This window comes from Tahibacter harae, assembly GCF_024437735.1.
GTDB lineage: Bacteria > Pseudomonadota > Gammaproteobacteria > Xanthomonadales > Rhodanobacteraceae > Tahibacter > Tahibacter harae.
Genome location: NZ_JANFQO010000010.1, coordinates 125,365 through 143,443, shown reverse-complemented (window position 1 = coordinate 143,443; position 18,079 = coordinate 125,365). Strand labels below are relative to the sequence as shown.

Sequence of the window (18,079 nt, the reverse complement as noted above, 5' to 3'; positions counted from 1 at the left end):
ACTGGGTTGCGCCTGCCGCTGCCGGCGCCGATGGGCGCCGGCGCGGGGGCGCCGGCTGACAGCCCGCGGCGGTCCCGTCTGGATACAGGCTGTGGGCGTGTAGGCTGCCGCGCTTATCCGAGTTGCCGCAAGGGCGGATAGCGAATCCAGATTCGCGTCCGCGACCGCGCAGCCCTTTGCGGCGACAGGCTGGCGATCACGCCGGCAACAGGCACAGCCGTTCATTGCCGCCCTCGAACCACGGCCGCAGCGCCGCGCCGCTGCGGTCGGCGCGGGCCAGCGGCAGCAGCGCGGACGATTTGCGCGTGGTCAGCACCGCGGCGACGCCGCGGTCGAACAGGGCCTGCGGATGCACGGCAATGCTTTGTCCCTGCACGATGACCTGCTGCCCGGTCCGGGTCGCGGCAAGCAGGCTGTCGAGGCTGCCGTTGCACAGGGCCGAGCCGGTGATGCTGACGGTGTCGCAGTCGTGCAGGGCCAGCTCGCGGCCGTCGCCGAGTTCGATGCGCAGTGCGGGCCGGGCCAGGCGCATCGCTGCGGCAACGCTTTCCATTTCGCCGCGGCGCCGCTGCAGGCCCAGGTCGAGTATGCGCAGCGAGCGCAGCCCGGGCACGCCGAACAGGCGCCACATCAGTCCGCCGAAACCGATCACCGCGGCATGGCAGGCCTTGTCCAGCAGCGGGGACGGCAGATCGGTTTCGCTGCGGAAACCGTAGCGGGTCGGCGCCTGCAGCGCCGGCAGCGACAGGGCGGCCAGCAGTGCGGCGCGCAGGCCGGCGGCTTCGGCCGGCACGGAGGTACTGAACAGGGTTCGGCGCAGCAGGCTGTCCTGGCGCGCGCGGTGCAGCCAGCGCCGTTCGCGCCGGCGCCAGGGACGTGCCGCGGCATAGTTCAGCGCCCAGCCGGCGGCACCGTTGTCGAGCACGGCGGCGCTGTAGAAATCGGTAAAGATGATTTCTTCCAGTTCGCGGCCGGCGAGCAGGCCGGCGTCGCCGAGGTGGCGCAGGCAGTCCAGGGCCAGGTTCACGGCAATGGCTGCACCTCGGCGGAAATATCCGCGGCAGCCGGTGTGCGCGTTGCAGCCAGGCCGGCCGCGGTGAGCAACCCGCCCAGGCTGCCGTGGCGGCGCAAGGCCTGGTCGCTGGCATAGGCCAGCACCTGGCGCGCAGCGCCGAAGACGGTGCGCAGGCTGTGCCGGCGTTCCGGTTCGGGCAACGGCAGCAGGTCCTCCGGACGCAACAGCGCGAAATCGTAGCCGCCTGCGGGGGCCTGGGCGGCCAGTCCGGCGATATCGCCGTGGCGCAGGCAGAGGCTGCGGTGCGGCAGGCGCCGTTGCGCCCGGGCGATCTGGGCCTCGCTGCGGTCCAGGCCGAACACGCTGAGGCGCCGTGTCTCGGCTTCCACCAGTTGCAGCAGATAGCCGTCGCCGCAGGCCAAGTCGATGAAGCTGCCGCCGCCGCGCAGCCGGCGCGACTGTTCCCACACCACCGCGGCCTGGCGCATGCGCCAGGCGTGGAGCGAGGCGAAGCCGTAGTCGGCGGCAGCGGGGTTGTCCAGGTCGGTGTCGGCTGCGATGGCCGCGACACCTGCACTATGGCCTGCTGCAATGGGGCTGGCTGAGCCTGTGTCCGCGGTGCGATCCGCCACTGCGGCATCGGCGCCGCCGCCGGCCGCGATGGACGCAGCTGCCGCCGGGTGCCAGCGATACGTCAGCTGCGGTTCGCGTCGTGCGCTTTCCTGTACCAGGCGCAGCGCCGCGGTCTGCACTTCGGCAATGCCGTTGCGCTGCGAATAGCTGGCCGGCCAGGCCAGCGCCGCGCGCAGATGGGCCATGGCCTGCGCATGGCCGGCCGCGCTGCCGCGTTCCAGCCGCTCGCACCCCAGCGCCTGCGAGGCCGTACAGGCCGCGCTGCAAGGGACGTGCGCCACGGCGGCGATGCCCAGCGGTTGCAGCAGGGCGTTGGCTTCGATGGGCGACGCTGCGGCATTGACCGCAGCGGCCGGGCCGGCCGCGAGCGCCGAACTGGCAGCGGAAGCCGGGCCGCTGCCGGATGCTGCGCCGGCAGCGGAAAAGGCCGGGCTGTCCCAGGAGGCCGGGCCGGCGGCAGATGCCGCGCCATGCGCATGGATCGCCAGCGGCAAATCCTCGCCCGCCGCCAGTGCCCGCACCAGCGCCGCGCGGCAGCACGCGGGGAAGGCGGCCAGTTGCAGCAGGCGTTCGAGATCGTCGGCGGCCAGCGCTTCCACCAGCAGCGGGAGGCGTTCGCGGCGGACGAGGGCGAAACGGTAGTTGAGCACGACGGCGGCCGGATCGGCGCTGTCCGGCGGCGCGGCGGCGTAGGCACCCAGCGGGATCGCAGCCAGCTCGCGGGGCCGCAGCAGTGCGGTCAGCGCGGATACGTCGCCGGCCAGGCAGTCGACTGCGCTGGCGCTGATCGCGCCCTGTGCCAGCTGTTCGAGTTCGACGGCGAGCAGCGCAGCGCGCACTGCCTCGAAACGCGGCGTCCAGGTGGCCTGCATCACGCGGCCGGCCCAGGCCAGGCGCGGCGCAGCGAGCTGCAGCCGCGGCGCCGGTGCACCGATGGCCAGCGGCAGGCGCAGCAGGCGCAGGCTCATGCGGCGGCCACGCCCAGGCGGCGGGTCAGCGATTGCAGGCTCTCGTCCAGGCCGGCCTGCCACAGCGCAGTCAGTTCGGCTTCGCAGGCCGCGCGCCGCGGCGATTGCGACAGCGGCTGTTCGCCGGCGGCCGCCAACTCGGTTTCGAGATCCTCGAACAGGCCGTACCAGGTGGCGCAGTGTTCGCTGCGCAGGCGCCAGTCGCCTTCCAGCGCGGTGCCGGGACAGTTGCCCTTGCACATCAGAAAGAAACGGCAGCCGGCGCAGCCGCCCCGTTCCTGCGGCGTGGCGTACAGGGCGAGCTGGCGTTCGTAGCCGCGCCGCGGCGCGGCCAGGTAGGCCACGCCGCCCTTGTGGGTACGGCCGCAGTTGCTGCGTTCGCCGCCGCCTTCGACGCCGCGCACGCCGCGGGTGGCGTAGCTGTCGCAGGCCTGCCAGACGCAGGAGCTGACCGCGTCGCGCGCCAGCAGCATGTCGCGCATTTCGCGGAACAGGTCGAAGCGCAGGCCGGGCAGTTCGCTTTCGAGCTGGCGCAGGCTGCGCAGCGCGTGCAGGTTTTCCGCATCGTTCAGGCGCAGTCCCTGCGAGTCGTTGTGCGTATCCACTTCCAGCAGGTGCAGGCGCACGCGCTGCACGCCGATCGCGTGCAGGTGGCGTATCCAGCCGGCCAGCAGGGCCAGGCGCTCGCCCGCGGCGTTGCCGCGGTGCAGGGTGACGATCACGCTGGGCGCCAGGCCTTCGCGGCAGAGCCGGTCCAGCGCGGCTTCGGCCCGCGCCGTGGCGCGGCGGGTGCGGCCGGCGGAACCGGCCCAGCGCGCGAGATTGAGTTCGCCCGGGCCGTCCAGGGAAATGCCTACGCGCACGCGGTAGCGGCGGAACAGGTCGATATGGTGCGCCTCGATCAGCGCGCCGTTGGTCTGGATCGCGTTGATGCCGTGCTGTTCCAGGCCGTAGGCGAACAGGGTTTCCAGATCCTCGTCGCGCACCAGCAGGGCTTCGCCGCCGAACAGCACGAAGGGTTCGCCCAATTCCTCCAGCGCAGCCAGCATGCCGGGCAGGGAGTAGCGCGGCGCGGCCGCGGCGGCGTGGCGCGTGCCTTCCTGGTAGCAGTAGCGGCACTGGATATTGCAGCGGTCGCCCAGGGGGCGCAGCTCCACGCTCATGTGGGCAGCTCCGCACGGCGGGCGGCGGCATCCGCGGGCGCGGGCAGTACATGGCCCCAGGGAAAGTCCGCGCGCCCGGCCGCGTCTATCACCGTGTCGGCGCCGTCCACGGGCAGGGACAGGGCGGCGTTGCCGTCGACCAGGACCAGGCCCAGTTCCACCAGGCGGGCGAAATCCGCTTCCGCATCGCTGTCCGGATGTGCTGCGGCGTTGTGCTGCAGCAGGCGGCTGACGGGCGCCGGATCGCGGCAGCCGTCCAGCAGCGCGACCGCCGCCGGCGGCAGCAGATGCAGCGCCTGCACGGCGCAGCGCCGCGTGTCCTTGACCAGGGCGGCCGGGCCCAGGCGCTCCAGGCGCAGCTCCGGCACTTCCTCGTGCCGGTACCAGCTGTCGCGCCAGTCCTGCACCGCGGCGCGCAGCGCGTCGGCATAGCCGAACTGCTCGCCCTGCGGCGGCGTGCCCTCGAAGAAGTAGGCGACCTGCTCCAGCCAGGCCGCATCCCCGCCATACAGCGCGGCATAGGCCGGTGCCGGGCGCACCTGGCTGAAGCCCATGGCCGCGGACTGCTCGTAGTTCGGGCTGAAGCGGTCTATGCGTATGCGCGAGCAACTGGTCGGCGGGCGCAGGTGCTGCAGCAGCGGCAGCAGGCGCGCCATGCGCGCATAGGCATCGGCCGGCTCGTGCGGGAAGCCGTACAGGATGTTCCACACCGCGCCCATGCCCAGTTCGGTGCAATTGCGCAGCAGGCGGATATTGGCCAGCGCGGTGACGCCCTTGCGCATGATCTGCAGCACGCGGTCGTCCAGGCTTTCTATGCCCGGTTGCACCCAGGTCACGCCGCCGCGGGCGAGCGTACGCAGGCGCGCCTCGGACAGGTTGGACTTGATCTCGTAGAAGAAGCGCCAGCCTGGGCTGCGGCTTTCCAGCACGCCGAACACCTGTTCGATATGTTCCAGCGCCATGATGTTGTCGGCGGCGCAGAAGCGCGCCACGCCGTGGCGCTGCGCCAGTTGCGCCAGCTCGTCCAGCACCTGCGGCGCCGGCTTGGCATTGAAGGCCATGGAATCGGAATTCAGGCCGCAGAAGGTGCAGTGGTGTTTCTGCCCCCACCAGCAGCCGCGCGAGGACTCAAACGGCACCGCCGGACGCAGTTGCGCGCCGAGGGTGCTGCCGCGCAGATAGCGGAAATAGTCCGAGTGATCGGGCACCGGGGCCTGGTCCAGGCGCGCGGGCGGCGCCGGCCGGGCGGCTTCGCTGCCGCCGCGCAGCACGGCGCCGGGCACCGGCCGCGGCCGTCCGTCGAGCACGCCGCGGGTGAATGCGGCGAATACGGCTTCGGCATTGCCGGTGAACACGCTGTCGATCTGGCCGTAGCGCTGCAGCAGGGCCGGTCCCATGGGGCCGTGGCAGTTGGCACCGCCGAAACAGATATGGGTATCCGGTGCCAGACGCTTGAGCTGTGCCGCCAGCGCCAGCGAAGCCGCCGTCTGCTGGAACATGCTGGAAAAGCCGACTACGGCCGCGCCGCGCGTATGGACATGCCGGGCCAGCCCGGCGATGAAGCCTTCGCTGCGCGCGCGCAGCCGCAGCAGTTCGCGCCAGCGTGCCGGGCCGGCGTGTTCGCGCAGGGTCTGCGCGTGCGCCGCGGCCCCGGCGGGTTCGGCGCCGGCGAGCAGATGGGCGAACAGCCAGTCGCCGACCAGCAGGTGCGTAGGCACGTCCTCGGCCAGCCACTCGTTGGTCTCTACGCCGCAGGCTTCGGCGAAGTGCAGGTTGAGATAAAGCACTTCGGCCGCGATGCCGGCGCTTTCCAGCGCGGCCTTGAGCGTGCTGGGACCCAGCGCCGGACGCAGTACCGACAGCACCGGTGCGACGCAGAGCAGGACGGCGGGACGCACGGCCGGCCTCAGACGGTTGCCGTGCCGGCGGCCTGCGCCGCGGCGGGCGAGGGCGGGGCGGCTGCGGTTGCGGCCGCGGCGGTCGCGGCAGGCGGCGACGCCGCGGCAGGCTGCGGCGGCCGCCACAGGCCCAGCGCCGCGAGCACGCTGGTATGTACGCCCAGATCGGCGCGCTTGCGCTGCGCCGCCGCGCGCGCGGCGGCCAGCAGCTCGGGCGAGCCGAACAGGCGCGAACAGGCCGAGCAGATGCCGTCGAAATCCGTCGCCGCCAGCGGCTGTGCCGAGCCGGCCGTGGCCTGTACCAGCACCTGCACCGGGCCTTCCAGCGCGATCCAGCTCCACAGCGGATCCTGGTAGGCCGCTGCCACCGCCTCGTCGACGCGGTCGCCGCGGCTCACGTCGCCGATGACCATGCGCGCATCGTGCGGCAGCACGCCGCAGCAGGGCAGGATCTGGCCGGTGTGAGTGACCTGGATGTTCTGCAGCGCGGAATGGCAGGCGCCGCGGTAGACGCGGCTGTCCGCGCGCCGCGCCGTCGCGGCATCGGCCGCGGCGTTGTCGGCGGCGCGGCCGGTGGCGTTGACCAGGACTTCGTAGACCGTCTCGCGCGGATCGCCCTCGGCGATATGCAGCAGCCGGCGCAGGTAGGCCGCGTCGATGCGCGCGCCGGCGTCCAGCGTCACGGCTACGTACAGGCGCAGGGAGAATTCCCGCGCCGCCGCCACGGCGTTCTCCACATTGCGCAGCGGCACGAATTCGGCATGGGCGTCGTCGTAGCTGACGACCAGTTCGCCCAGCCCGGCCTGCACCAGCGGTTCAAGGATGGCGCGGGCGCGGGCCGGGGAGCGCGCCCAGAAGGCGCTGGTGGTCGCCGTGCCCTGCAGGCCGTGGCCGCGCGCATGCTGCAGCGCCTGGCGCATGAGATCGGGGACCAGGAAAGGATCGCCGCCGACGAAAGAAACCTGCTGCACGCTGTCCATGCGCGCCGCGTCGTCGATGGCGCGGCAGGCGGCGGCGAGATCCAGGCAGCCGTGCTGGCCCATGTCGGAGCGATAGCAACAGTGCCCGCAACGGAGCGGGCACTGCAGAGTCAGATTGAGCACGAGGCTGCGTGGAGCGACACAGTTGCCCGGCGCGGCCGACCGGCCGAGTTTCAGCTCATCGCTCATGCGCTTCCCCCCGTTTCGTTCTGCCTGTGGCTTGCCTCAGACGTCGATATGCACCACGGCGGCCGGCGTCGCCTCGCTGCGGCCGGCGACGCGCTGCTGGATGGACTGGGCGGTGGCGTCATCGACGGTGACGCCGAAGCGGGCGAGGAAGCCCTTGGCATCGGCTTCGAGCAGGCCGAGTACATCCTTTTCCGCTTTCAGCGCTACGGCGGCCGCCTGCAGCTTGTTGGTATCCAGAGCGACGTTCGTGACAGTTGCAGTACCCATCTTAAGTACTCCCGTGTGACGTGTTGGTCGGATGAGGCGTTGCGCCTCTTGGCAAATGGTACACATGTGACTTGATAAGTAAACATAAATATTTATCTACTATGTTTCAGGAATAACCAGCAAATTCATGGGGCTGGCGGCGTATGCTGCGGCGGCGTCGAGAAGGTGCGGCGGAATGCGGCGCAGGTGGCTGCGGCGCGGCTGCGGACGGCATGCGGCGGTGATGGGAAAGGCTGCGCAATTGCGCTAGGGGAAAAGATAGGTGCCGGCCTGGCGTGCACGGAAAGCGCGTTCCGCCGCCTGCATCCTCGCGCGGACAATCCGCTGCCGGCGCGATGGGAAAAGTGGCGAAATTGCGCAAGGTAAAGATGGTCGCTGCGGCAGCCGGTGCGCGGCGTCGATCGTGCGTGCGGCGGTGTGCTGTTCCGCCGCCCGGCGGAGCTGCTTGCATGGGCAATCCGGCAGATTGCCGCGGCGGCGGTGGCCCGTCCCGATCGGACGGGCAGGAAACCGAGGTCGGCCTGTGCGGCACGGGAGTACAGGCGCATAGCCGTCTTTACGGCCAGTGTCCGGGACAGGTCGGCAGCAGTCCGCGCGGCGCACCGTCGCAGCCGTTGCAGAAATGCGCCGCCTGCTGCGGACGGCAGGCAGGGCGGCGGCAGGTTCGCCGGGACACCGCGGCCTGCCTTTGCCGCAAGGCATCTCCGCGGTCCGGCAGGCGCTCAGGCCGTGCGTGTGAAACGCATGCTCCAGTTGATTTCCCAACTCTTGCCGTCGTCGGTGGAGAAGGCCTGCTCCCACCGCGCCGAGGTCGGCGTGATATGCGACCAGCGGAAGCGCACCTTGACCGGCGTGCCTTTCCATTCGTCGTCGGACAGGAACGTGCCCACGCCGTCGGCGAAGCCGCCGACCACCGGCACGTCGATCTTCTGCGGGAAGCGGCTGTCCAGCCACCAGATGCGCCAGTTGCGCGTCTGCGCGTCGTAGGCGCGCAGGGTCACGCCGCGATAGGGCACGCCCGGCACCTCGAACAGGTTGTCGTCCACATTGGCCAGTCCGTCGAGCAGCTTGTGCATGTGGCAGCTGCCCTCGAATTCCAGCCATTCCTGGCTGCCGACCAGGCGGTCCTTGAGCTTGCGGTGGGCGATGCGCCAGGTGCCCACCAGGAAATCGAAATCCTGCGGTGTCGCCGTGCCGGTCGCGGCGGTGGCTTCGCCGGCGCGCGCCGGCGGCAGCAGGCCGGCCAGTCCGGCCAGCAGGGAAAACTGGATCAGCGTGCGGCGATCGGCGTCGTGGTGCATGAAAGGCTCCTGTCAGGCGCGGAGGATCCGGCGCGGCGCAAGCGTGGCAGCCAGCCGGCGCCGTCGGCGCAGCTTCGGCGACGCTATTGCCGCTTTCATCGAAAAACCGCGCCGCTAACCATGCCGCGGCGCGGCGGATTGCCTAGCCTGGACGGGCCGGCGATCGGCCGGGGGCTGCGAGGTGTGTGATGCGCGATGGGAGAGTGAATTCGGGTTGCGGCATGGCCAGTCGACGCGGTGGACTGATCGTGTGCGCGGCGCTGGCGTTCGGCGGTGCCGCGGCGGCGCAGACACCGCTGCCGGATCCGCCCGGCTATACCCTGCAGCGCCACGGCAGCCGCGGCGATTTCGACTATTTCGCCGGTGCCTGGAGCACGCAGCAGCGGCGCCTGCGCGAGCGCGGCCGCGGCAGCGCGGACTGGGAGGAATTTCCGGCCACGCTGTGCATGACGCCTTACCTCGACGGCCTGGTCACCGCCGACGAACTGGTCTTTCCGACCAAGGGCTGGGCCGGCTTCACTGTGCGTACCTTCGACCTGGAGAAACGCCAGTGGTCGATCTACTGGATCAACAGCCGCAGCGGCCGGCTGGAGGCGCCCGTGGTCGGCGGCTTCGACGGTGCGCTGGGCGAGTTCTACGGCGAGGACAGCGATGCCGGCCGCGCGGTGAAAGTGCGCTACCGCTGGCACAAGCTGGACCAGGACCACGCGCGCTGGGAGCAGGCGTTTTCCTACGACGGCCGCAGCTGGGAAACCAACTGGACCGCCGACTTCACGCGCGCCGATGCGCAGCGGAACTGCCGTGACGGCCGGCCGCGGCGCTGAGGCGCAACCGGTCCGCGGCGCGGCTGCGCCATTGCCCGGCCACGGCGGAACCGGCGTCGCGTCCGCAGCGCCGGGTTGCAGCAACTGCTGCGGCGTTGCCGCGGAATTACTGCGTGCGCGCTGCCGCGCCGCGGTGCCGTGCCTTGCCCGCCTGCGGTCCCTGCGCCGCCATGGCCTCGCAGGATTCCGCGCAGCGCTCGCAGGCCTGCACGCAGTCTTCCATGTCGTCCAGCTCCGCACAGCTCGCCGCGCAGGCGCGGCAGATCTGGGCGCAGAGACGGCATTGCTCGGTGTGGTAGGGCGAGCCGTTGATCATCAGCGCGGCGCTGGCGCGGCAGACTTCGGCACAGTCCAGCATCAGGCGGAAATGACCCGGTTCGACATGGTCTCCGCCGAGTTCCAGGCAGTGCTGCAGCGCGGTCTGCTGGCAGGTGGTATAGCAGGCCAGGCATTGCTCTATGCACCGGGTCATTTCGGTGGAAATCGCGGTCTTGTGCGGCATGGCTGTTCTCCGGTTGCGAAGGAAAAGGGATCACGCTGCCGGTCGCGGCAATGGACGGCCGCAGGCCCGCTGCCCGCGCTGTCCGGCCGTGCCGGGCGCAGAGGGACTGCAGGAGGCGTGCCGCTGGCTTTCGCGCCGCGTGATGCGACGCCGCGGCTGGGCGCTGCGGGATATCGTCCGCACCACCCGCTTCGCGTCCGTGCCGCTGGTCGTGCACAGTGCCGCAAGCGCGGAAATGAGCGAGCAGGCTGCCTGCTTTTCCGTCGTCGCCGCCGTCGGCCGGACGGCGGCCTGGCGATGGGCTGGCGTGCTGCTCCCCTTGCGGCAGAGTTCGTTGACAGCCGATCACGCCGGACGGGTTTGCCAGCCGGCCCGCAGCGTGCCGGCGCGAATCGGCGATGATTCCGCCATGGCTCCGATGACGGACAAGACCGCGCGATGACGGCAGGCAGTGCGCTACGGCACGGGCAATCCGCCGCGGCGCCGCGGCCGCCGGCGGCGTTGTCGCTGCAGCGCACCGCGCTGCTGCTCGCCGCCGGCGTGTGGAGCGCGTTTTTCCTGATCCGCAGCAGCCTGCTGCTGTACGCGCCCGGCGCCGTGTTCGACTGGGGCGCGCAGGCCTCGCGCGTGCTGGCCAGCGTCTGCGGTGCGCTGCTGTGTCTGGGCATGCACTTGCTGTTGCGCCGCGGCGGGCACAGTCCGTGGAAAATGCTGTTGTACGCGCTGGCGCTGGCGCTGCCGGCCGCGGCGCTGCTGGATCTGGCCGGCGCGGCGATCTGGCGCGTCTTCAGCAGCCACTACCTCAACAACCCGCAGCGCTGGCTGCATCCGCAGGAGCTGATCGAGGACTACCTCACCTATCTGTGGGTGTTCGTCTCCTGGAGCGCGCTCTACGTCGGCGCGGCCAACGCGATCGAGGTGCGCCGGCGCGACCAGCGCCTGGCCGCGGCCGAAGCCGCCGCCCAGGCGGCGCAGCTGCTCGCGCTGCGCCTGCAGATCCATCCGCATTTCCTGTTCAACACGCTCAACAGCCTGGCCAGCCTGATCGCCCTGGGACGCAACGAGGATTCGGAAAAAGCCGTGCTGACCCTGTCCAGCTTCCTGCGCCATACGCTGAGCAACCTGCCGTACCACAGCCTGAGCCTGGCGGAGGAAGTGCGCGCGCTGGGCGAATACCTGGATCTGGAAACCCTGCGCTTTGGCGACCGCCTGCGCGTGCAGTACCGCATCGCCGACGACTGCGCCGCGCTGCCGGTGCCCAGCCTGATCCTGCTGCCGCTGGTGGAGAACGCGATCAAGTTCGGCCTGGCCGAATCCGAGGACGGCATCACGCTGACGCTGGGCGCCGCGCGCGACGGCGAAGTCCTGCGCCTGTGGGTGCAGGACGACGGCACCGGTGCCGTGCCGGCGCGCGGCGGCCTGGGCCTGGGCCTGGCCAATGTGCGTCAGCGCCTGCAGGCGACCTATGGCGAAGCGGCGCAGCTGGCCGCCGGCCCCTGCGCCGGCGGCGGCGGCGGCGGCTGGCGCAGCGAGATCCGTATTCCCTGGGCGCAGCTGGCCGGCGAGGGCAGCGCCTGATGCGCGTGCTGCTGGCCGACGACGAACCGCTGGCGCTGCAGCGCCTGCAACTGGCCGCGGCGCGCACGCCCGGCGTGGAACTGGTCGGCTGTGCCGCCAACGGCCGCCAGGCCATCGCCATGATCCGCGAACGGGCGCCGGACCTGGCCGTGCTCGACATCAAGATGCCGGGCCAGGACGGCCTGGCCGTGGCCCAGGCGCTGCGGCCGGAAGGCCCGCTGCCGGAAATCATCTTCGTCACCGCGTTCCACGAATACGCCGTGCGCGCCTTTGAACTCCAGGCGCTGGACTATCTGCTCAAGCCGGTCAGCTTCGAGCGTTTCGCCCAGGCCGTCGAACGCGCGCGCCAGCGCCTGGGCGCGCGCACGGCGCAGGCCCGCTATGACGAATTGCAGGCCCTGTTCGCGGCCCTGCAGCAAGCGCGGCCGCGCGCGGCCGGCAGCTATGAGCACAGCCTGTGGGTGCGTGTGCGCGACGACCTGGTGCAGGTCGCGCTGGACTCGGTCGACTACATCTCGGCCGAGGGCGACTACGTGCTGCTGCACCGGCCCGGATCGCCGCTGCTGCACAAGGACACCATCGCCTCGCTGCAGGAACGCCTGGACCCGGCCCGCTTCCTGCGCATCCACCGCAGCACCATCGTCAACCTGTCCCGGGTGCAGTCGCTGCGCCGGCGCGGGCCGCGCGCGCTGGAACTGGTACTGGCGCCGCATACCGTGCTGGCGGTGGGACCCAGCCATGTGGAGAGCGTGCTGGAAACATTGCAGGCGCAGCGCTTCCGGGTGAGCGCTCGGACCTGACAGCCGGCCTGCGGCGCACCGCCACTGCGCCGAACGCAGCGGCCCTGTCAGGACGCGCGGCCGCGATCCAGCCGCCTGTCCGATTGCTGCGCAGGGTGCAGTCCGTTGCAAAAGCGGCGTGTGTTCGTGCAGGCCGGCGCCCGACGCGCTGACGTAGAGTGGCTGCGCCGGCTGGTGGCGAACAAGGCCCTCGGCGGGAGCACCGTCCCCCCGGCGCTCTCGCCGGCTCGCACCGGCCGGTTGCGGCAGCCGGACGCCGCAGCCTCCCTTCGTCCTACCCCAGGACGAAGGGAGGCGTCTTGCCCGGCGCGCGTTTGGCGGCGCGAAAAAAACCGCAGCGCTTGCGCACTGCGGCGGGCAATCAAACCAGGATGGAAAGCCTGCGGCCGCTCAGCCGTGCGGCCTGCAGCGCAGCGCTCAGGCGGCGCCGCGCACGCCGCGGCCGTCGGCGCCGAAGAACGGCGCGGGCGCGGACAGGTCGTGCATCAGCAGGCGCAGGCCGGAATGGCAGCGCGTGCGCAGCGTATCCGGGCTGGCCGCGTCCGGCGCATTGGGCTTGACCAGCCAGTCGAACAGGACCGGGCCGAAGGTCAGCAGTAGCATCTGCGCCGGGCGCCACTGCGATTCGGCGTCGCGCCGCAGCACGCCGGCGCGGTACATGCGCGCCAGGGTCGCATCCATCAGCTCCAGCAGGCGCTCCATCAGCGAGCTGCCGTTGGCTGGCGTCTGCTCGAACACGGCGCGGCGGATGTACAGGCGCACTTCCGGGCGGGTATCGATGATTTCGCCCAGGGCCTCGGCCATCTGTGCCGCCACTTCGTCGGCCGAGCGCAGGGTGATGGACAGCACCCAGTCGATCGCCTGTTCAAAGCTGGCGATCACGGCCTGGTCCACGGCCAGCTTGAGCTGTTCCTTGCTGTAGAAATGATGCGTGACCAGGGACAGCGAGACGCCGGCGCGGTGCGCGATCTGGCGCAGGGAGGTGTTGGCATAGCCGCGCACCGAGAACAGGTGCAGGGCGGCGTTGCGGATACGCGCCTTGCCGGTCAGGTCGGAAATCTTGTCGCTGGCACTCATGGCTTTCCCTCTGGACGGATCACGAAGCCCCACGCTCCGCGGCGATCGGCGTCCTCGGCGGGTACTACGCAGCACAGGGCCTACCCCCCTACCTCTGCTGTACGGACAATTTTCCGGCCGTACCGGACGCTCCGGTACGTACAGCCGCCGCCGGGCAGGCCCGGCAGGCCGCCGCCGCTGCGGCAGTGAACAAGTGTCTCGACTGCGGTTATTCTTGCTGGATCCGGCCGGACCGAGCCGCTAGGCTCCCTTGCCGCACCCTGCGCCGCCGTGCCTCTTCCCAGCTGATCGATGAGCCGTCCCGAACCGACCCTCGCGCTGATCCCGTCGCTGCCGAAAACGGCGCAGTTCGAACGTTTCGTCTCCGACCAGCGCGCGGCCCTGCTGGGTTTCCTGCGCCGCCTGACCCCGTGCGAGGCGGATGCCGAGGACATCGCCCAGGAAAGCTTCCTCAGCCTGGTGCGCTACCGCGAGTCCGAGCCGGTCGAGGCCTGGCGGCCGCTGCTGTTCCGCATCGCCCTGAATGCGTTCAACGACCGCAGCCGGCGCGGCGCGACCCGGGCCGACGGCGCCCACCTGAGCCTGGACGATGGGATCGTCGACCTGCCATCGTCCGATGTACCGCACGAAAAGCGCATTGCGGACCAACAGGAACTGGCCCTGATCCGCGAAACTATCCTGCAGTTGCCCGAGCGTTGCCGGCAGATCTACCTGCTCAACCGCATCGAGGGGCTGAGCTATACCCAGATTGCCCGCCACTGCGGCATTTCGGTCAAGGCGGTCGAGAAACAGATAACCAAGGCGCTGGCGACCCTGCGCGAACGGGTGGACAAGAAGGCGGCCCGCGCCGCGGAGACGACATGAAACTGGAGTACATCAGCACGGAAGCCGCGGACCTGCCGCACAGCGCCGAGGGCTGGGTGGCGCGTCTGGCCTCGCCGGAGGCCGGCCCGGCCGATCAGGCCGCGTTCGAGGCCTGGTGCGAGGCCAGCCCGGACAACCGCGCCGGCTACGTCCGCGCCGAGCACCTGCACGCCCGCGTGCGCGAACTGGCCCAGGACGCCCTGATCGGTGCCGCCGCGCGCGCCGCCCTGCGCGATGCCGCGGCGCAGCGTTCGCGGCGGAGCTGGCGCTGGGCGGCGCTGGCCGCTTCGGTCGCGCTGGCCGCGCTGGTCTCCGGTGTGTACTGGCGCGGCGCCGGCGAGCAGCGCTACGACACGCGCCTGGGCGAGCGGCGCGAGGTGCGCCTGGACGACGGCACGCGCGCCCTGCTGGATACGGACTCGGCCATCAGCGTGCGCTACAGCGCGCAGCGGCGCGCGCTCACGGTGGAGCGCGGCCGGGTGGAGATCGACGTGGCCGCCGAGCCCGGCCGTCCTTTCGTCACCTATGCCGCCAACGGCACCATCCACGACATAGGCACGCGCTTCCAGGTCAGCCGCCAGCCGGACCAGGTGCTGGTCACCCTGCTCGAAGGCGAGGTGGCGATAGAGACGCCGCAGAGCGCCGGTGCGCCGACCGTGCTCAAGCCCGGCGCCCAGGCACAGATCGACGCCGCCGGCGGCATCGCCGCGGGCAAGGCCGACATCGACGCGGCGCGCGGCTGGCCGCGCGGCGAACTGGTGTTCAAGGACCGCGCCCTGGCCGACCTGGTCGGCGAGATGAACCGCTATTCCGCCGTGCAGGTGCGCCTGGGCGAGCCGGCCCTGGGCCGCATTGCCGTCAGCGGCGTGTTCCATGCGGGCGACCAGGAGGCGCTGATCAAGGCCCTGCAGAGCGGCTGGTCGCTGCGGGCCGAGCGCGAGGCTGAGGGCGAAATCGTGCTGCGAGCGCCAATGACCCGGTGACACGACGCCGCTTCCGGACGGGCCACGGCAAGGGACTGCTGCTGGCGGCGCTGTGCGCAGCGCCGGTGGTGCCCCTGCGCGCGGAAAACGTGCCGGCGGCGATCGAATACCGCATCGAACCCGGCCCGCTGGGCGATGCGCTGACGGCGTTCGCGCGCCAGAGCGGGCTGCAAATCCTGTTCGACGCCGCCCTGGTCTCCGGCCGCCGCAGCAGCGGCGTCGCCGCGCGCACGCCGGCGCGGGAAACCCTCGCCGCCCTGCTCAACGGCAGCGGGCTGATCGCCGAGCCGGTCAATGCCAATACCTATGTGCTCAAGCCGCGGCCCGCGGCCAAGCCGCTGCTGCCGCCGCGCCAGGTGCCGCCGCGCGCACGCACGGCGGAGACGACCGCCGCGGCCGCCACGGCGCTGACGCCGGTGCAGGTCACCGGCTCGCATATCCGCCGCGCCGAATGGGAGGGCGCCTCGCCGGTCAGCGTCATCACGCGCGAGGAAATCGAGCGCAGCGGCCTGCGCAGCCTGATCGACGTGCTGCGCACCCAGCCGGCGATCGAGGTGGCGATGCGGCCGGAAGTGATGGCGGCCTCGCCGGCGGCGAACTATGCCTACGGCGGTGCGGCCGGTGCCTCCACCGTGGGCATGCGCGGCCTGGGCGCGCGCGCCACCCTGGTGCTGGTCGACGGCCGCCGCCTCGCGCCCTACGGCCTGACCCTGGGCGGGGCAGGGCAGGTGGTCGATCTGAACGCGATCCCGCTGAGCCTGATCGAGCGCGTGGAAATCCTGCGCGACGGCGCCTCGGCCATCTACGGCGCCGACGCCATCGGCGGCGTCATCAACATCATCCTGCGGCGCAGCTTCGACGGCGCCCAGGCCAGCGTCGACTACGGCGTCTCCAGCCGCGGCGACGCCCAGCGCCGCGGCGCCTCGGCCACGCTGGGCGCAGGCCAGGGCCCGGTGCGCGTACTGCTGCATGCGGACTGGTCCGAGCGCGAGCCGCTGACCGGCGCCGGGCGCGACTGGTACACGCTGGACCGGCGCGGCCAGGGCCTGGGCGACAGCCGCAGCCTGTATTCGTTTCCGGGCAACTACCTCTACGTCGATTCCAAGGGCGAGGCCGGCCTGGCGCCGGTGCCCGGCTGCGCGCCGCGGCTGCAGGACGAGGACGGCCTGTGCCGCCTGGACGAGGCCAAATACACCACCATCCAGACCGGCCAGAACGTGCGCTCGCTGTTCCTGCGCGCCAGCCGCGAGCTGGATGCCGCAGCCGAACTGCATGCGGAAATGCGCCTGGCCAAGGTCGATCAGCACCAGGAAGCCGCGCCGTTCGCGCTGGGCCTGCTGCTGCCGCCCGGCACCGACGGCAGCCCGCGGCCGGATGCGACCGTGCTGGTGCTGTATTCCTTCGCCGACGTGGGGCCCATCCGCGAGACCACCGAATCGCTGTCGCACGCGCTGGACCTGGGCGGCAAATGGCGCTGGGGCGACTGGCAGTGGAATGCGGATCTCTCGCTGCAGGGCAACGGTGTCAGCGACCGCATCGAAGGGTTCCTCAAGCCCAGCGAAGTGCTGCGCCTGTTCGACGAGGGCCGCTACCGCCTGGGCGGGCCGAACGCCGCCGACGCGCTGGCGCAGCTGTCGCCGACGCTGCGGCGCAAGGGACGTTCCACCCTGACCGAGTTCGTCGTCAGCGCCAGCGGTCCGCTGTGGGAAATGCCCGCCGGCGCGGCGATGCTGGGCCTGGGCGCCGAGGCGCGCCACACCCAGGTCAAGGACGTGCCCGATCCCTTGCTGCAATCCGACGACCGCCTGTTCGGCGAGCGCAGCTACGTGCAGCGCGCCAGCAGCAACAGCGCAGCGGCCTATGCGGAGCTGGAGCTGCCGTTGAGTCCGCGCCTGAGCGGCGAGCTGGCCTGGCGCTTCGACCGCAGCCAGCAGGTGGGCTCGGCCGTGTCGCCCAAGCTGGGCCTGCGCTGGCGCGCGGCCGAGTCGCTGCTGCTGCGCGCGACCGCGGCCGAGGGCTACCGGCCGCCGTCGCTGCTGGATCTGAACCGTCCCACCGTGCTCAGCGAGCAGCGCGAATTGCAGGTGCCGGCGGAACTGGGACCCTGCGCCGAGGTGATAGACACGCCGTTCGCGCTGGAGAGCAACAGCATCGAATGCCGCCTGCGCATCTTTTCCGGCAGCAATCCGCGCGGGCTGGAAGCGGAGACCTCGCGCAGCCACACGCTGGGCTTCGTCTACACGCCAAACGAGGATTTCAGCCTGGGCGTGGATCTCTACGACATCCGGCGCCAGCAGGAGATCAGCGTGCTGCCGCTGGAATATGCGCTGCAGCAGCCGGAGCAGTTCCCCGGTTTCCTGCAGCACGACAAGGAAGGGCGCCTGATCGGGCTGCGGCGCTATCCGGTGAACCTGGGCCGCACCCAGACCCGCGGCGTGGACCTGGCCAGCCAGTACCGTTTCCTGCAGAGCGGCGGCGCGGACTGGATCGCGCGCCTGGACGCGACCTACGCCGACCGGCGCGAAGCGCAGACCCGCGACGACGCCGCGCCCATCCATCTGCTGGGCTACGACTCCAACCCGCGCCTGCGCGCGCGGCTGGGCCTGGACTTCAGCCGCGCACCGTGGACGGCGACGGCCAACGTCACCTACATCGGCGCCTACCGCAACACCAAATTCGCCGGCGACACGCTCAGCTGCGCACAGGACGCCCCCTGCCGCACGCCGGGCTTCGCCACGCTGGACCTGGGCCTGCGCTACGAAGGCTCGGCGCACTGGAACGCCGCCTTCAACGTGCTCAATGCGCTGGACCGCAAGCCGGTATACAACAATGCGGATTCCGCAAATTACAATGTGCTGTTCGACGATCCCGTCGGACGCTACTACTCGCTGAGCCTCGGCTACCGTTTCTGAGTCCGCTCCGTCTGCGGGCCCGGCCATGCGCCGCTCTCGCCTCGGTCGCCGGGCTGGCCGCTTTCGTCTGCGATACCCGTTTACTGGACGCGGCAAGGGCTTTGTTCAGTCCACTGTGCTCCTGT

Annotated in this window: 16 protein-coding genes; 7 read left to right on the top strand and 9 right to left on the bottom strand. The window is 71.2% G+C overall.

The features are described from left to right. Window positions 1-196 precede the first annotated feature (196 nt). The 7 genes from NM961_RS12590 to NM961_RS12560 all read right to left on the bottom strand — a co-directional run bounded on the left by NM961_RS12590 (window position 197) and on the right by NM961_RS12560 (window position 8,414). Window positions 197-1,027, bottom strand: coding sequence for a Rossmann-like domain-containing protein (locus tag NM961_RS12590; RefSeq protein WP_255914738.1), 831 nt, complete (start codon window positions 1,025-1,027; stop codon window positions 197-199). Next, window positions 1,024-2,616 (bottom strand): class I SAM-dependent methyltransferase, encoded by a 1,593-nt coding sequence (locus NM961_RS12585; protein ID WP_255914737.1) that lies wholly within the window; start codon window positions 2,614-2,616, stop codon window positions 1,024-1,026. Before NM961_RS12585 ends, NM961_RS12590 begins: the two co-directional genes overlap by 4 nt. Continuing rightward, on the bottom strand, window positions 2,613-3,779 hold the full coding sequence (locus NM961_RS12580) for a radical SAM protein (protein ID WP_255914736.1): 1,167 nt from the start codon (window positions 3,777-3,779) through the stop codon (window positions 2,613-2,615). The genes NM961_RS12585 and NM961_RS12580 overlap by 4 nt, the downstream gene beginning before the upstream one ends. Continuing rightward, complete coding sequence (locus tag NM961_RS12575) at window positions 3,776-5,677, bottom strand: RiPP maturation radical SAM C-methyltransferase (RefSeq protein WP_255914735.1); 1,902 nt, start codon at window positions 5,675-5,677, stop codon at window positions 3,776-3,778. Before NM961_RS12575 ends, NM961_RS12580 begins: the two co-directional genes overlap by 4 nt. Window positions 5,678-5,685: 8 nt before the next feature. Next, entirely contained in the window at window positions 5,686-6,846 is a 1,161-nt protein-coding gene (locus NM961_RS12570; protein ID WP_343231917.1) for a radical SAM protein, read from the bottom strand. 36 nt (window positions 6,847-6,882) lie between these two features. Further along, a complete protein-coding gene (locus tag NM961_RS12565) occupies window positions 6,883-7,113 on the bottom strand; it encodes a hypothetical protein (RefSeq protein WP_255914733.1) in 231 nt (76 codons plus the stop codon). 722 nt (window positions 7,114-7,835) lie between these two features. Further along, window positions 7,836-8,414 (bottom strand): hypothetical protein, encoded by a 579-nt coding sequence (locus NM961_RS12560; RefSeq protein WP_255914732.1) that lies wholly within the window; start codon window positions 8,412-8,414, stop codon window positions 7,836-7,838. A 221-nt stretch (window positions 8,415-8,635) separates the two neighbouring features. Here NM961_RS12560 and NM961_RS12555 point away from each other — a divergent pair, with 221 nt between their 5' ends. Next, the gene (locus NM961_RS12555) at window positions 8,636-9,238 is read left to right on the top strand and encodes a hypothetical protein (RefSeq protein WP_255914731.1); all 603 of its coding nucleotides are present in this window, start codon (window positions 8,636-8,638) and stop codon (window positions 9,236-9,238) included. A gap of 106 nt (window positions 9,239-9,344) precedes the next feature. Here the strand turns inward: NM961_RS12555 and NM961_RS12550 are convergent, their stop codons facing one another. Then, window positions 9,345-9,740 (bottom strand): four-helix bundle copper-binding protein, encoded by a 396-nt coding sequence (locus tag NM961_RS12550; protein WP_255914730.1) that lies wholly within the window; start codon window positions 9,738-9,740, stop codon window positions 9,345-9,347. Between the two features lie 139 nt (window positions 9,741-9,879). On the opposite strand from NM961_RS12550, the gene NM961_RS12545 reads away from it, so the two are divergent. The 3 genes from NM961_RS12545 to NM961_RS12535 are packed head-to-tail and all read left to right on the top strand — an operon-like array spanning window position 9,880 to window position 12,118. Next, window positions 9,880-10,182 (top strand): hypothetical protein, encoded by a 303-nt coding sequence (locus NM961_RS12545; RefSeq protein ID WP_255914729.1) that lies wholly within the window; start codon window positions 9,880-9,882, stop codon window positions 10,180-10,182. Then, a complete protein-coding gene (locus NM961_RS12540; protein ID WP_255914728.1) occupies window positions 10,179-11,318 on the top strand; it encodes a sensor histidine kinase in 1,140 nt (379 codons plus the stop codon). Before NM961_RS12545 ends, NM961_RS12540 begins: the two co-directional genes overlap by 4 nt. Beyond that, complete coding sequence (locus tag NM961_RS12535) at window positions 11,318-12,118, top strand: LytR/AlgR family response regulator transcription factor (RefSeq protein WP_255914727.1); 801 nt, start codon at window positions 11,318-11,320, stop codon at window positions 12,116-12,118. Before NM961_RS12540 ends, NM961_RS12535 begins: the two co-directional genes overlap by 1 nt. A gap of 417 nt (window positions 12,119-12,535) precedes the next feature. Here the strand turns inward: NM961_RS12535 and NM961_RS12530 are convergent, their stop codons facing one another. Further along, entirely contained in the window at window positions 12,536-13,195 is a 660-nt protein-coding gene (locus NM961_RS12530) for a TetR/AcrR family transcriptional regulator (protein ID WP_255914726.1), read from the bottom strand. 291 nt (window positions 13,196-13,486) lie between these two features. Between NM961_RS12530 and NM961_RS12525 the strand changes: the two genes are divergently transcribed. Genes NM961_RS12525 through NM961_RS12515 form a run of 3 tightly spaced genes read left to right on the top strand, consistent with a single transcriptional unit; the run spans window position 13,487 to window position 17,954 of the window. Continuing rightward, window positions 13,487-14,059, top strand: coding sequence for an RNA polymerase sigma factor (locus NM961_RS12525; protein WP_343231916.1), 573 nt, complete (start codon window positions 13,487-13,489; stop codon window positions 14,057-14,059). Next, entirely contained in the window at window positions 14,056-15,042 is a 987-nt protein-coding gene (locus NM961_RS12520) for a FecR family protein (protein ID WP_255914725.1), read from the top strand. The genes NM961_RS12525 and NM961_RS12520 overlap by 4 nt, the downstream gene beginning before the upstream one ends. Then, entirely contained in the window at window positions 15,039-17,954 is a 2,916-nt protein-coding gene (locus NM961_RS12515; protein ID WP_255914724.1) for a TonB-dependent receptor, read from the top strand. The genes NM961_RS12520 and NM961_RS12515 overlap by 4 nt, the downstream gene beginning before the upstream one ends. The last annotated feature ends 125 nt before the right edge of the window (window positions 17,955-18,079 follow it).

Excerpts from the sequence above, each read along its gene's own strand:
- NM961_RS12585 (WP_255914737.1), bottom strand. The coding sequence starts at position 2,616 with ATGAGCCTGCGCCTGCTGCGCCTGCCGCTGGCCATCGGTGCACCGGCG.
- NM961_RS12580 (WP_255914736.1), bottom strand. The coding sequence starts at position 3,779 with ATGAGCGTGGAGCTGCGCCCCCTGGGCGACCGCTGCAATATCCAGTGC.
- NM961_RS12570 (WP_343231917.1), bottom strand. The coding sequence starts at position 6,846 with ATGAGCGATGAGCTGAAACTCGGCCGGTCGGCCGCGCCGGGCAACTGT.
- NM961_RS12565 (WP_255914733.1), bottom strand. The coding sequence starts at position 7,113 with ATGGGTACTGCAACTGTCACGAACGTCGCTCTGGATACCAACAAGCTG.
- NM961_RS12560 (WP_255914732.1), bottom strand. The coding sequence starts at position 8,414 with ATGCACCACGACGCCGATCGCCGCACGCTGATCCAGTTTTCCCTGCTG.
- NM961_RS12555 (WP_255914731.1), top strand. The coding sequence starts at position 8,636 with ATGGCCAGTCGACGCGGTGGACTGATCGTGTGCGCGGCGCTGGCGTTC.
- NM961_RS12550 (WP_255914730.1), bottom strand. The coding sequence starts at position 9,740 with ATGCCGCACAAGACCGCGATTTCCACCGAAATGACCCGGTGCATAGAG.
- NM961_RS12540 (WP_255914728.1), top strand. The coding sequence starts at position 10,179 with ATGACGGCAGGCAGTGCGCTACGGCACGGGCAATCCGCCGCGGCGCCG.
- NM961_RS12535 (WP_255914727.1), top strand. The coding sequence starts at position 11,318 with ATGCGCGTGCTGCTGGCCGACGACGAACCGCTGGCGCTGCAGCGCCTG.
- NM961_RS12530 (WP_255914726.1), bottom strand. The coding sequence starts at position 13,195 with ATGAGTGCCAGCGACAAGATTTCCGACCTGACCGGCAAGGCGCGTATC.
- NM961_RS12525 (WP_343231916.1), top strand. The coding sequence starts at position 13,487 with ATGAGCCGTCCCGAACCGACCCTCGCGCTGATCCCGTCGCTGCCGAAA.
- NM961_RS12520 (WP_255914725.1), top strand. The coding sequence starts at position 14,056 with ATGAAACTGGAGTACATCAGCACGGAAGCCGCGGACCTGCCGCACAGC.